The organism is Vibrio sp. D420a (assembly GCF_030248625.1).
Taxonomy (GTDB): domain Bacteria; phylum Pseudomonadota; class Gammaproteobacteria; order Enterobacterales; family Vibrionaceae; genus Vibrio; species Vibrio fortis_A.
This window is the reverse complement of the sequence record NZ_JAHGAN010000001.1, coordinates 22177-34871: the sequence shown is the minus strand read 5'-3', so window position 1 is coordinate 34871 and position 12695 is coordinate 22177. Positions and strand designations below refer to the sequence as shown.

The 12695-nt window shown below is 45.0% G+C and carries 12 protein-coding genes; 7 read left to right on the top strand and 5 right to left on the bottom strand.

The window, feature by feature from the left end:
- Position 1 precedes the first annotated feature (1 nt).
- Positions 2 to 1543, bottom strand: a complete 1542-nt coding sequence (locus KI743_RS00170) for a sodium/solute symporter (protein ID WP_285464074.1) — start codon at positions 1541 to 1543, stop codon at positions 2 to 4.
- A 348-nt stretch (positions 1544 to 1891) separates the two neighbouring features.
- On the opposite strand from KI743_RS00170, the gene KI743_RS00165 reads away from it, so the two are divergent.
- The 4 genes from KI743_RS00165 (at position 1892) to KI743_RS00150 (ending at position 6838) form a co-directional block, all read left to right on the top strand.
- Complete coding sequence (locus KI743_RS00165; protein WP_285464072.1) at positions 1892 to 3187, top strand: MFS transporter; 1296 nt, start codon at positions 1892 to 1894, stop codon at positions 3185 to 3187.
- A gap of 127 nt (positions 3188 to 3314) precedes the next feature.
- A complete protein-coding gene (locus tag KI743_RS00160; protein ID WP_285464070.1) occupies positions 3315 to 4331 on the top strand; it encodes a nuclear transport factor 2 family protein in 1017 nt (338 codons plus the stop codon).
- 198 nt (positions 4332 to 4529) lie between these two features.
- Positions 4530 to 5606 carry a porin gene (locus KI743_RS00155; RefSeq protein WP_152468398.1) on the top strand — a complete coding sequence of 359 codons (1077 nt, stop codon included), beginning with the start codon at positions 4530 to 4532 and terminating at the stop codon, positions 5604 to 5606.
- A gap of 206 nt (positions 5607 to 5812) precedes the next feature.
- Positions 5813 to 6838, top strand: a complete 1026-nt coding sequence (locus KI743_RS00150) for a LacI family DNA-binding transcriptional regulator (RefSeq protein ID WP_150871646.1) — start codon at positions 5813 to 5815, stop codon at positions 6836 to 6838.
- Positions 6839 to 6907: 69 nt separating this feature from the next.
- Here KI743_RS00150 and KI743_RS00145 read toward each other — a convergent pair whose 3' ends face one another.
- Positions 6908 to 8410 (bottom strand): arylsulfatase, encoded by a 1503-nt coding sequence (locus KI743_RS00145; protein WP_285464066.1) that lies wholly within the window; start codon positions 8408 to 8410, stop codon positions 6908 to 6910.
- Positions 8411 to 8420: 10 nt separating this feature from the next.
- On the bottom strand, positions 8421 to 8810 hold the full coding sequence (locus KI743_RS00140; protein ID WP_285464065.1) for a DUF4345 domain-containing protein: 390 nt from the start codon (positions 8808 to 8810) through the stop codon (positions 8421 to 8423).
- 140 nt (positions 8811 to 8950) lie between these two features.
- Between KI743_RS00140 and KI743_RS00135 the strand changes: the two genes are divergently transcribed.
- A complete protein-coding gene (locus KI743_RS00135; protein WP_285464063.1) occupies positions 8951 to 9724 on the top strand; it encodes a hypothetical protein in 774 nt (257 codons plus the stop codon).
- 352 nt (positions 9725 to 10076) lie between these two features.
- On the top strand, positions 10077 to 10643 hold the full coding sequence (locus KI743_RS00130) for an outer membrane protein (RefSeq protein WP_285464062.1): 567 nt from the start codon (positions 10077 to 10079) through the stop codon (positions 10641 to 10643).
- 62 nt (positions 10644 to 10705) lie between these two features.
- Here KI743_RS00130 and KI743_RS00125 read toward each other — a convergent pair whose 3' ends face one another.
- Together KI743_RS00125 and KI743_RS00120 are read right to left on the bottom strand one after the other, a co-directional pair.
- Positions 10706 to 11110 carry a globin gene (locus KI743_RS00125; RefSeq protein ID WP_285464061.1) on the bottom strand — a complete coding sequence of 135 codons (405 nt, stop codon included), beginning with the start codon at positions 11108 to 11110 and terminating at the stop codon, positions 10706 to 10708.
- A 48-nt stretch (positions 11111 to 11158) separates the two neighbouring features.
- Entirely contained in the window at positions 11159 to 11539 is a 381-nt protein-coding gene (locus tag KI743_RS00120) for a VOC family protein (RefSeq protein ID WP_285464059.1), read from the bottom strand.
- Positions 11540 to 11748: 209 nt separating this feature from the next.
- Here KI743_RS00120 and KI743_RS00115 point away from each other — a divergent pair, with 209 nt between their 5' ends.
- A complete protein-coding gene (locus KI743_RS00115; protein ID WP_285464057.1) occupies positions 11749 to 12651 on the top strand; it encodes a DMT family transporter in 903 nt (300 codons plus the stop codon).
- Positions 12652 to 12695 lie beyond the last annotated feature (44 nt).

Below are 12695 nucleotides of genomic sequence, written 5' to 3'. Positions count from 1 at the left end.
ATTAAGAAAGAACGGCATAAAGCCAATCAGGAATAACGGTACAAGCAGCGACGGTGACTACGGCAAATACCAATAAGCCGTAATGACTTGTCGTCGGCTTGGCAAACAAGTGCTTTTGCTTTGCAATAAATTCATTTTGTTGTTGAGTAACTTCACCAAAGAAACGGCTCACGATAACGCCCAATACTAAGAAAACGACGGTGCCAATCAGTGCAAACCAAGGCCAAGAAACACCGCTGTACTTAGCCACAAAAACCACAACAACGCTGCCTAGGCTGCCCGCGACCACGCCTTTCTCATTCGCTTTCTTGAAAAACAGCCCAAGAATGAAAGAGCCAAGACGAATACCAACAAAAATTGAAGTAAGGCTGGCAATGGTTTTTAGTACAGATTCGTTTGAGACAGCGAGCAAAGCAGGCACCACCACCGATGCAGCGGCAACAAGGCTCATCTTTCTGGCTACCGATTCATAGTGTGCATCGGAAGCTGACTTACGGAAAAAGCGCTTGTAAAAGTCGAACGTTGCGACGGTTGCCATTGAGTTGTAGGTCGAGTCCAGAGTCGACATAGCCGCTGCCGATAACGCAGCAATCACCAGACCGACAATAATTGGGTTGGTATGGTTAAACACAAAGTCGAGAATCACTTCATTGCTGTTTTCAAAGCTATTGTCTTGATAAAAGACACTCAGCAGTACGCCCATCATCGCAAAGAATAGGTAGATGAAAAACGCACCATAGCCACACAGCAGCATAGATCGCTGTGCTGTTTTCACATCTTTTGTCGCCAGCGTTCTTTGAATAATCAACTGGTTAGTGCCGTACACGCTAAGGTGCAAAAAGCTCACTGCGACCAAGCCCGCCCATAAAGTAGTATCAACGCCCAAGTCAAAATCTAGATTGATGATGTTAAGTTGTTCTGGTGACGGCATCTCGCCCGCTTCAATTTTCATTAGAAGCAAACCAAAAATCGCAATACTGCCGATAATGAGTACTGCAGACTGCAGCATGTCAGTCCATATTACGGTAGAAATACCGCCCGCATAGGTATAAAGCGCGGTGAACAAACTGATGTAAATAATCGCTTCGGAAATACCAATCGGTAGCACTTGCACCACAATCAAAGCAACGGCATACAAAATCACCCCCGCCGAAATACACTGCACGACAATAAACACAATCGAGTTGATAGTACGAGCAACAACGCCAAAGCGGTGTTCTAGGTATTCATAGATCGAAGTCAGGCCAAGCTTGTAGAACACGGGAACAAAGAAAACGACAGCGAAAAAGATGACGACCGGATAATTTAAGTGAACACTCATCGCTTCCATACCTGAGCTATAAACCCAGCCCGGCATGCCTACGAATGTCATCGCACTGATGTAGGTCGCAAGAATAGATACCCCTGCAGTGAACCAACCAAATTGCTTTCCACCTGTAGAAAAGTCGCCACCTACGCTATAGCGCTTGTTCACTAAGTAGCTGATAAATAGTGTGGTTAACACATAAAGAGCAATCACCACAAAACTTGAGTACGTAACCATTTTGAGATTCCGTTTATTGTATTTCGCAAATCATTCGCTGCCAATATTACTTAAAATTGGATATTTTCCCTCAAAAACCCCCAATAAGTGTGAGTATTGTCACTAAGATTGACGATTAAACGCTCAAAAAGTCCCAAAACGGCAAAAATTGCGATCAAATGGGATCAAGATCACCAAAACACACAAAATGGGTACGCACTCATTTCAAAATTGACTTTGATCACGGATCTAATAACCACAAAAACTCTATTATCTCTCCCGAAACGAAGACAGTGTAGTAAACATCAATACCTACTACACTGTAATCAAAACTCATAACACCCTATATAAAATAAAGGTTTATCGGTCATGACTACGAAAAAACACATGAGCGAAGTTCCTATGATTCAAAGGGTAGCTGCTTATCTTGCAATTCTAGTAGGCTACTTTTTCTATTGTTATAACTTTGTAATTATTGACTACGTACGCCCATACATCGTTGATGCATATGACGGCATTAACTTAGCAGATACGGCTCAGTTCTATACATGGCAGTCGGTTGGTGCACTTATTGGTGCCCTAAGCTGTGCATGGGTGGCATCAAACTTTGGTAAGAAATCGACTCTTATTATCATCACTGCACTGAACGGCGGCGCAACGATCATCAACATGATGTTTACCGACTACGCTATGTGGGCAGCAATGCGTTTCATCATCGGTATTTCTTTGGGTGGTTACTTCACAGTAGCGGTAAGCCTAATGATCGGCCTATTCACGCCAACAGTTCGCGGTAAGTTAACGGCGTTCGCCTCTTCTATGTTCTCGGTTGCTCTTATGGCAATGGGTGCTTACGCAGCGTTTATCTCTAGCATTGACGCACCATGGCAGAGCCTAATGTGGGTAGGTGGTATTCCTCCTCTAGCAGCTGCGGTAGTGATGATCTTTATCCTTCCGAGCGACAAAAAAGTGATCGCTTACGGTGAAGAAGATCAAGCGAAAGCGGAAGCATCAAATGCACCAGCGAAGAAAGGTTCTTGGGGTGAAATGCTTAGCGCGCCTTACCGCAAGCTAACCATCACTTGTCTATTGCTAGCAGGTCTTAACTTCTACGGTTACCAGTTCTTCTCTGGCTTCGTGACAACGTACCTGAAAGAAGTTCGTCAATTCGACGGCGCGACTATCGGCATCATCTTCTCTATCTCGGCATTCGGCTCTCTATTCGGTGCTTGGGTATGGGGTGCAATTGCAGACAAATACGGCCGTAAGGTTAACGCATTCGGTTTCATCCTAGCGGGCATCATGGCATCGGTATTCTTCGTTGCTCCAAGCGACGTGATGATCGGCAGCCTAAACATGTTGGCTATCCTGGGTCTTATCTACAACTTCGGCCTATCAGCTTCAGCAGTATGGGGTGGTTACTTCTCAGAACTGTTCCCAGCTCACCTACGTAGCTTCGGCGCAGCTCTATTCCACGGTGGTCGTATCATCGGCATGTGGGCACCAATGGTGCTGGTATTCATCCAAGAGCGCAGCGACCTTGCAACAGCAATGTGGGGCTCACCAATCGTATGGATTGTGGCCGGTCTACTGTGGCTATCTCTACCAGAAACATTGAAAGGCGGCATCTTCGACAAGAGCAAAAAAGCGGAAGCGGCAAAAGCTTAATCCCCTTTAGTTGAAAGTCTCTCAAGGCAAGAAATAAACATTGATCCGGCTGAGCAATCAGCCGGTAACAAAATCCAAATCGAGTCCTGTTCCGAATGTTGACTCGACAACATAAAGAGAATGAATTATGTCTAAATATCAAGAAGCTAAACGCATTGTTCGCGAATACTTTGACGCGATGGAAAATGCAACTCACGAGAACGTTGCTGAAGTACTAAAAGCACACACTTCTGAAGACTACTTGTGGCGCGGTGTTTACCCATTCCGTGAGCAAGAAGGCGCTCAAGCGGCAGCTGACGTATTTTGGGCTCCAATGATGAAATCAATGACTCGCATGCAGCGTCGTCAAGATATCTTCATCGGCGGTAACAACGAAATCAACCCAGATGAAATTTGGGTAATGAGCATGGGTCACTTCATGGGTCTATTCGACGCTGAATACCTAGGCATGCGCCCTACTGGTAAGATCATGAACGTTCGCTACGCAGAATTTAACTGTGTTGTTGACGGCAAAATCACTAAGACAGGCCTATTCCTAGACCTATTAGGCATGATGGACCAAGCGGGTTGCTACCCACTACCACCATCAACAGGTAAGCACTTCGTATACCCTGGCCCACGTAACCACGACGGTCTACTGTTTGAAGATGCAGCTCCAGAAGAGGGCGTCGCAACGCTTGCTCTAGTGAACAAGATGGTTGATGACCTATCTGCACTTAACGACAGCGGCGCAATGGGTTGCCCACCAGAAGTGCTAGAGAAAAGCTGGTCTAAAGATATGATCTGGTACGGCCCTTGTGGTATCGGTGCATCTTACACAATCCCACGTTACCAGAAGCAACACCAACTTCCTTTCCGTAATAACCTGAAAGACAAGAAGTTTAATGGTCACGTTTGTCGCTTCGCTGAAGGTAGCTTCTCTTGTTTCTTCGGTTGGCCAAACCTATCAAACACACCCACAGGTGGCTTCCTAGGTATGACTGGTGGCGAAGTTCGCGCAGACATGCAAGTGGTTGACGTTTACTACCGTGACGGCGACAAGCTATCTGAAAACTGGGTACTGATTGATCTTCCTTTCTGGCTAAAACAGCAAGGTCTAGATGTGTTCGAACGCACTTCTTCAATCCTAAACCCAACGCTGTAACCTTGTCCTTTTGTCTATCTAGTCCATACCTGCACTAGGTCGACATGACTGCCGAGGGCTCCTTCTCGCCCTCGGCAACCTGCTCCACTCAAAATAACCAACCTGTGCCTCACGGATGGGTGCACCCTCTGAACCATTACATTTAACGGGCTTGAAAGCACGGTGGCTTTCGACGGCCTGAATAAAGTGAAAACAACAATGAAAAAGTCGATTATCTCTGCAGTGGTCTTCGCTGCGCTTACTTCTAGCTCTGCTTTTGCAGCCCACACATTTACTAATGAAGCTGGTGACAGCTTAACCCTAGACGGCCGTTTTGACGTTCGTTATCACGACAAAGGTGGCGATCATAACGGCGAATGGAACAGCGGTAGCTCTCGTTTTGGCCTGAAAGGTAAAATGGGCCTAGACAATGATTGGACTGGCTTTGGCCACGCTGAGTGGGGTTACAACTCTGGTGCCAACGGCGACAACATTTATGACCGACTTCTATACGCAGGCGTAGAGCACGATAAGTACGGCAAGATTGCAGCAGGTACTAAGCAGTGGTCTACCTTCTACGATGTCGCTTGGTTTACCGATATGGGCCGTGTATTTGGTTCACGTGGTTCTGGCTACTACAACCTGTCTGACTGGGGCATCGCTTCTGGTACAGGCCGAGCAGAAAACTCAATTACTTACCGCAATAACATCAACGACAACTGGAAATACGGCTTTACCTACCAGACGACTCGTGAAGATGTTGGCTTAGCTGATGGTAAAACAGCAACACTGAAAAACGGTATGGGTGCATCAACGCTATACACGGTTATGGATGGCCTAACCATTGGTTTAGCCTACCATCAGAATGAGTTTGACGATGTTGAGGCGGGTGTTCAGAACATCAAAAATGGGGATACTCAACGCATCGGTTTATTGGGTGTGAACTACACCAATAACGGATTGTTTGTTGGCTTCACATACAGCCAAGGCTCAAACTGGGAAACAACCAGCCAAGCAGAATTCTACGATCACCGCGGCGCTGAATTCTTTACTTACTACCACTTTGAGAATGGCCTACGTCCAACCTTTAACGTTAACTACTTAACGGACACGGACGACAATGCCAATGGTTACGAGCGTCAGTTGATTATCCCTGGCCTTGAGTACCACTTTAAGAAAAACAAGTTCTTAGTTTGGACTGAATATCAGTTCGATAATGGCAAAGACTCATACAATGGCGTGAAGTACGAAAACAGCGACGACCAATTTGCTGCAGGTATTCGTTACTACTTCTAATAAGAGTAGGATCTTCTAAGTTCTAAACAAAGCTCTGCGATGTTATCTCATTAACTCAGCAGAGCTTTTTGGGTTATACCCAGCCTATAACCCAATATAATCTCTTAAGCCTTATTTTTCATAGAATTTGATTTAATTGACTTTTTGAATACGTACCTACTTATGATACTCTACACGCCATTAATTCGGCTTAAAATGCATGGTCTATGAACTCTCCAAAACACTCCTCGGTACCGAAAGCAACCGTAACTTCAAAAGATGTCGCTAAACTGGCTGGCGTTTCTCAATCTACCGTTTCTCGTGTATTTGTGCCGGGTAGTTCGGTATCGGAAAAGACCAAGCAAAAAGTATTCGAAGCCGCTAAAGCCCTCAACTATCGTCCTAATGCTTTTGCACGAAGCCTGACTACCAACGAATCTAAATTGATTGGATTGGTCTTCCCAGATGCAGATTACCCTATCCACATGAAAACCCTACAACTCATCTCTACTGAGTTACAAAAGCAAGGGTACTCGGCAGTACTTATTCCGTGGCAGGTGGATGCAAATGACAACCACTCGATCCCTAATATCTTCCAATATCGAGTCGATGGTGTAATTGCCGCATCTGCAACCTTCAACAAATCTCTGTATGAAGAGTGTGAAGAGTTCGATATCCCTATTGTTCAGTACGCTCGTGTGGTTGAAGGCACGAAGAGCAGCCATGTTGTGAGCGACAACTATGCAGCCGGACAGCTTGCAGCACAGCAGTTTCACAGCAGTGGCGTTACATCTGCGGTTTATCTAACCGGTAATGTTCCAACGTACACCAATGACGAGCGCGAATCGGGCTTTTGCGCTGAGTTTGAAGATTTAACGGGTAAACAAGCGCGCGTTGTTGAAGCCGATTATGACTACCTTGATGCCCTAGAAACGATCAGAACTCTGTTTTCAGAACCTTCTAAACCAGAAGCCATCTTCTGTGCGACGGACAACCTCGCAATGGCGGTTATGGATGTAGCTCGTTTGGAATTCAATCTTAGAATCCCTGAGGATCTACAGGTGATTGGCTTTGATGATATCCCGCAAACACAGTGGTTGAATTATCAGTTGAGTACCTTCAAGCAAGATTTCAAACGTCTTGCGCGCGAGTCAGTGAAAATTGTTGTTAACCAAATCCAAGACCAAGAGACAAGCTTGGTTAAATTGATGGTTCCAGTTAAGTTCATTGAGAGAAAAACAACGCTCAAGTAACGAGACTGAAAGATACATTCCTATAAAAATCCCGCTCATCTAGAGCGGGATTTTTACATTTGAAAGCGGTTAGTTTCCGACACCACCGGTGTTTTCAGGTTGAGTTTCCGGTGTTTTAGGCGGCCACTCTTTGAAGGTCGCTAGATGCTGTTGTACCGCTGCCTGAGCAGGACCAAATGCCCACATCTTCTGCCCCATCCATTTCAGATACATACCCGACTCTTCCGCCGCTCGCTCATAAGGGTCACGTCGTAAGTTAAACAGTAGTGGCGCGTTCAGTTCTTCTTTAGGACCGCTCCAACCATGGTTTTGAACCACAAAGTGTGCCTTCCAATCCCCGACTCGAACCGCTTGCAGCTTGTCTCTCTCGTAGTAGTAAATCTCTTTACGGTTGGATTCGCCTTTTTCAGTCAGCATATCAACTTGGTTATAGCCATCAAGGTGCGCTTTAAAGCCATCGTAACCTTTGAGCATTTTCTCTTTCAGATCCGCTGGACCACCAGCTGCAGCAACAAGCGTTGGTAACCAGTCCATACCATCGAAAATGCCGTTGCCGATACTGCCAGCAGGAATCTTACCTGGCCAGCTCACAAGAGCAGGTGCACGAACACCGCCTTCCCACGTGGTACCTTTCTCACCGTGGTATGGCGTCATACCACCGTCTGGCCATGTCATGATTTCAGGGCCATTATCCGCAGTGAAAATGATGATGGTGTTATCGGCAATACCCAGCTCTTCCATTTTCGCCATCATTTCACCGATATGATCATCAAGATCTTTCATCACCACTTCTTGAAGTCCCCAACCATTTTGGCCGAGCATAGCTTCGTATTCAGGTGAAAGATGCGTCCAAACGTGACCGCGTGATGGACAATACCAAGTGAAGAATGGCTTATCCGCCTCAACCGCCCTTTCGATGAAGTTGATCGCGTGTTTATTTACTTCATCATCTAATGTGCGCATACGCTCGATAGTCAGCGCGCCATCATCCTCAATGGTTTGACCGCCTTTACCGTCCGACTTAGCGTAAATCACATTACGTGGTGCAAATGCATCCAATGAACCATCTTTTGGCCAATCAGGATCTTCTGTGTATTCCATTGCATTCAAGTGATACAACCAACCCCAATACTCATCAAAACCGTGCATAGTCGGTAAAAATTCATCTCGGTCACCTAAGTGGTTTTTACCAAACTGGCCTGTCACATAGCCCATGGTTTTGAGAATTTCTGGCAGCGTTGGTGTGTCAGCATGCAGCCCAACAGGCCCACCCGGCAAACCCACTGTGTGCATGCCCGTTCGAACAGGTAATTGTCCAGTTAGGAACGCTGAACGTCCCGCTGTACATGAAGGTTGAGCATAATAGTCTGTGAGCAACATGCCCTTCTCAGCAATGCTATCAATATTCGGTGTTTCACTGCTCATCACCCCGTTGTGATACGCACTTAGGTTTGAAATCCCAATGTCATCGGTAAAGATAACAAAGATATTCGGTTTATCTTGAGCCGAGAAAGCGGACAAAGACCAGCTTCCCATAACGACCAACACCAACAAGTGAAGTATCCTTTTCATCGTTCCTTCCTTAAGCCATTTTAGACTGTTCGTTTCTAATCATTTTTATTCCCACCACGCCAAAGCCAACCTCTAGCACCAAATACACAATCAACAACCAATGTGGTATGCCATCAACCACCAAACTCAATACACGACCCGCAGCGAGCCCCAGCATAAAAATAACTAAGCTATAGAGAGCAGGAAGACGATACTTTTGGATCATTGCGCCAGAGAGCCAAAACAGCACCAACGCCAAATACAGCCCCATCACAGCCCTAAAGATATGAGAGACGTTCACCGGAGTCGCATCGATAGCGAAAAGATAATCAAGAGATACAGTCGGCGCGTAACCGTAAGAGAGGGCAATGGGTGTGAGACCGAGGGCGGCAACAATGAGAAAAATGCTCTGTGGATTCATGCGATTGCTCTTTATTTGACCTGTTTCAGAAAACATAGCCTACAATCAAAATTAAACAAGTTGCATAATCAACAAGTAAGTTTCTTGTCATAGTTATTCAACTAATCATTCGCACATTGAAACGTTATAAGGATATTTGTATGGCTCGATGGAACTACTTGCTTACTCCCCTTATCTGTACCGGCTTTGTCACCGAAGCTCAAAGTAACGAAGGTCTTGATTCAACAAAACAGTGGCAACACAGCGTAGAGATCTATGCACTGGCTCTTAACATTCGAGGCGATACCTCGATTGCAAACCTCTCAACTGATGTCGATGTCGATCCTTCGTTCATCATGGATCATCTCGACATGGGCGCTATGTTGAGACTTGAAGGTATTTACGACAATCAATGGGGCTACTATGTCGACTACAGCTTCATGAAGTTAAGCGGTAAAGCCGACTCAATCGTTGGGAATTCTGGGTTATTGAAAGGCGAAGTAGACATTAGGCAAGGCGTACTCGAAGCCAAAGGCTTTAAACGCTATCATTATGATTTTGGTGCTATTGACTACATCGTGGGTTTTCGATGGTGGGACAATGACATTGATACCAAGCTTTACTCTACCGGTGGAGGAGGTTTGATTAATAACTCGCGGTCACTGGATGAGGATTGGATCGACTATCTTATTGGGGTGCGTTGGACACAAAAACTCAATGCTAGCTGGCAAACTCATGCGAGCCTAGATATCGGTCTAGGTAGCGATACCGACTTCACATCGGGTCTACTGCTGGGGGCGCGCTATCAAATTAATGACTGGTCCGATTTAAATATCGCCTACAAATCCACTTGGGTCGACTACAGCAACCCGGGCACCTTCAGTTACGACACAGCGTCACAAGGTTTCTTAGTCGGTTGGGCTGCTCATTTCTAAGCCTCATCTTCCTTTGCTACTGGAACAGGCCTGCTTGCGGTTCATCCGGCACGCTTAATCTTTATTAAAATGGTGATCAATTCACACGATATTAAGCTCTAGCGAACGTTTAGTTTCTAGAGCTTTTTATACAAGAATTGACAGTAAAAATTTCAACAAAGCTAATAAAATCAAAAGATAGCCATCAAATAACAAATCTAAAAAAACATCGTTTTAGACCTCAAAACACTAAGTCTAGATATTGATAAATTTAATACTTGTTTAAACGTTCTTAATCTATTTGAACGCTGTTTTTTATTTTGAAAGTGCCGCTAGAATCCTCTCCCGAAATTCACACACTTCGGAAGAAAAAATGAAAAAACTACACGTAGCAGCACTGACTTCTTTGATGGCAATGGCAGCCACTTCGGCATTCGCGTCAAATGAGATGTATGTATTAGGTGGTGTCGCGATCGACAACAATGACATTGGTGGCGAGTTCACGCTTGGTAGTCAGATTATGCAAAGCAATTGGTACATCGAATCGTCACTGCTTCTAATCAATGCCAATGACAAATATGCATATGGCAATAATCCAACAATCACCGTCGACGAAGATTTGGATTCCTTACTGGTTTCCGTAGCGCCTATGTACAAACATAATCTCAGTAATAACTTTGCTATTTACGGTAAGTTAGGGGCTTACCATATAAAGTCAGAAGTAAAATCAAAAAAAAGCGACGGCACAAGCACCAAAGGTTCAACAGTTAACTTCGGGGCCACTTACGGGATTGGTGTTGAATACAAGTCACTAACGCCTATTTTTGGTCAATCTCAATTCCTAGCTCGCGCAGGATATGATTGGTACGAATTCAGAAGCAGTAACGACTGGCACAACAGAGATTCAACCTTTGGTATCCAGGCCGGTTTTACCTTTTAAAGCAAGCGCTACGACTAAAACACGTATTGGCTAGGGTAACCAAGGCTTAACTGGCTCAAAGCTTATTTAACGACACACTCTTGCTTCATAATCTTGAGGCCAATATCGAGTGTTTCTGTCCAAGCTTGTTCGACCTGCACATCATAGTGCGGGTCGAACTTTTTGACCGTATTAAGCAGTGATTGAAACCACTCATTAAGCTCTTGCTCTGAGATATCCATCCCTAGGTCTTTGTGTTGCTTACCCAAGCGCTTTACCGAGTTTCTTACACTTGGTAAACCAGAAGAGTTATAGATCAAGATGATCGACGCCTTAAGCATCTTGGTTTGTTGCTCTAAGCCAACATTGGCAAATCGCTCCGAAAACCGTGGGTTATGCTCACAAAAATCACTGAGGAAAGCTTCTAAAAACTCTTGATCGATTCGACAGCGTTCAAAGCTCTCATAAAACCGTTCATTATGTTCCATGTCACTCTCCTCAATGCAATCTTCTTACTCTAATTTTAGTATATGCAACTATGGCATAAAATGGGTCGCGCAGACTTTATTGCCATCCGGATCACGCAAATATGCCATATAAAGTCGACGCACACCTGAATCCCTCACACCTGGAGCGTCTTCAATACTGGTACCGCCGTTTTCCAAACCAATGCGATGCCACTCATCCACTTCTTCTGGAGATTTCGCAACAAACCCTACCGTCATCCCATTACCGACACTGGCAGGATCACCATTAATTGGCTGGGTTAAACCCAGAACGCCATTTTCAGATAGATAAATACAGCGACCTTTAGGATCCACTACACCCTCGCTTTGGCCTAATGCCGCTAAGGTTGCATCATAAAATGACTTTGCTCGCGCGATACTTTCTACACCTAAAAATACATGACTAAACATAAACTAAGCATTCCTTCGTTATGGGATTGCTACCAAAATAAGAGGTTACCGAGAGCTTGTCCAGAGTGATTTATGAACACTTATCATGCCCAAACAGTCCGATGATTTTGTAAACGTAAAGTGGAATAATTTTCAATTCGTTTACGTTCAGTGTTTACAATTGAGGTATGATTCATTTCAGCTCTTACTAAACTCACAAAGACAATCCTATGCCTTCACTCTCTTTCTCGTTCATCCCCGTTGGGGTTCGCTTTATGTTGCTATCCGCATTAGGTTTCGCGCTGATGTCGGCATGCGTAAAGTACGTGAGCAACTATGGCATTCCTGTCTTTGAAATTGTCGCCGCTAGGGCTTTGGTGTCTCTTATCATCAGCTATATTGACGTTAAGCGAAAAGGCATCTCAGTTTGGGGTAACAACAAACCGTTGTTATTCGTTAGAGGGGCAGTCGGAACCGCGGCATTGATGTGTGTTTACTATGCAGTGACGACACTTCCGCTGGCAGAAGCGACCATTCTTCAGTACGTGCACCCTGTATTTACTGCTCTACTTGGTGTTCTGTTTCTAAAAGAGCGTGTTCAAACCTCAACCATGATCTGTATTGTCTTCTGCCTTGCAGGTCTATTTGTGATGGTTCAACCCAATATGAACAGCAGCATGACCAATGAACTGCCTCTGTTCAGCATCATGATGGCATTGATTGGCGCATTAGGTAGTTCGATTGCCTACGTAATTGTACGAAAGCTCAGCCAAACTGAAGACAGCTCAGTGATCATTCTGTACTTCCCTATGGTTGCATTACCGATATCAATAGCCCTGATTTGGAATGACTTTGTTTGGCCAAGCTTATTCATTACCATCATGTTGGTATTAGTCGGTGTGTTCACTCAGATCGGCCAATATGGCTTAACCAAAGCAATGCAAACTCAAGCTGCTGGTAAAGCCTCAGCATACTCATACGTGCAAATCGTCTTTTCTGCGCTGCTTGGAGTGTGGCTATTTAATGAAATACCATCGATTTGGACTTACCTAGGTGGTGGTTTGATTGTGACAGGCGCTCTTATCAATGTATTTGGAAAACAACTGCTCAAACCGTTTAAAAGGAGCGCATAAGCCGTTAGGTCTTATCCCCTTCATTTACAAAGTCGCCCTCGTGG

Excerpts from the sequence above, each read along its gene's own strand:
- KI743_RS00155 (WP_152468398.1), top strand. The coding sequence starts at position 4,530 with ATGAAAAAGTCGATTATCTCTGCAGTGGTCTTCGCTGCGCTTACTTCT.
- KI743_RS00160 (WP_285464070.1), top strand. The coding sequence starts at position 3,315 with ATGTCTAAATATCAAGAAGCTAAACGCATTGTTCGCGAATACTTTGAC.
- KI743_RS00130 (WP_285464062.1), top strand. The coding sequence starts at position 10,077 with ATGAAAAAACTACACGTAGCAGCACTGACTTCTTTGATGGCAATGGCA.
- KI743_RS00135 (WP_285464063.1), top strand. The coding sequence starts at position 8,951 with ATGGCTCGATGGAACTACTTGCTTACTCCCCTTATCTGTACCGGCTTT.
- KI743_RS00140 (WP_285464065.1), bottom strand. The coding sequence starts at position 8,810 with ATGAATCCACAGAGCATTTTTCTCATTGTTGCCGCCCTCGGTCTCACA.
- KI743_RS00165 (WP_285464072.1), top strand. The coding sequence starts at position 1,892 with ATGACTACGAAAAAACACATGAGCGAAGTTCCTATGATTCAAAGGGTA.
- KI743_RS00125 (WP_285464061.1), bottom strand. The coding sequence starts at position 11,110 with ATGGAACATAATGAACGGTTTTATGAGAGCTTTGAACGCTGTCGAATC.
- KI743_RS00120 (WP_285464059.1), bottom strand. The coding sequence starts at position 11,539 with ATGTTTAGTCATGTATTTTTAGGTGTAGAAAGTATCGCGCGAGCAAAG.
- KI743_RS00145 (WP_285464066.1), bottom strand. The coding sequence starts at position 8,410 with ATGAAAAGGATACTTCACTTGTTGGTGTTGGTCGTTATGGGAAGCTGG.
- KI743_RS00150 (WP_150871646.1), top strand. The coding sequence starts at position 5,813 with ATGAACTCTCCAAAACACTCCTCGGTACCGAAAGCAACCGTAACTTCA.
- KI743_RS00170 (WP_285464074.1), bottom strand. The coding sequence starts at position 1,543 with ATGGTTACGTACTCAAGTTTTGTGGTGATTGCTCTTTATGTGTTAACC.
- KI743_RS00115 (WP_285464057.1), top strand. The coding sequence starts at position 11,749 with ATGCCTTCACTCTCTTTCTCGTTCATCCCCGTTGGGGTTCGCTTTATG.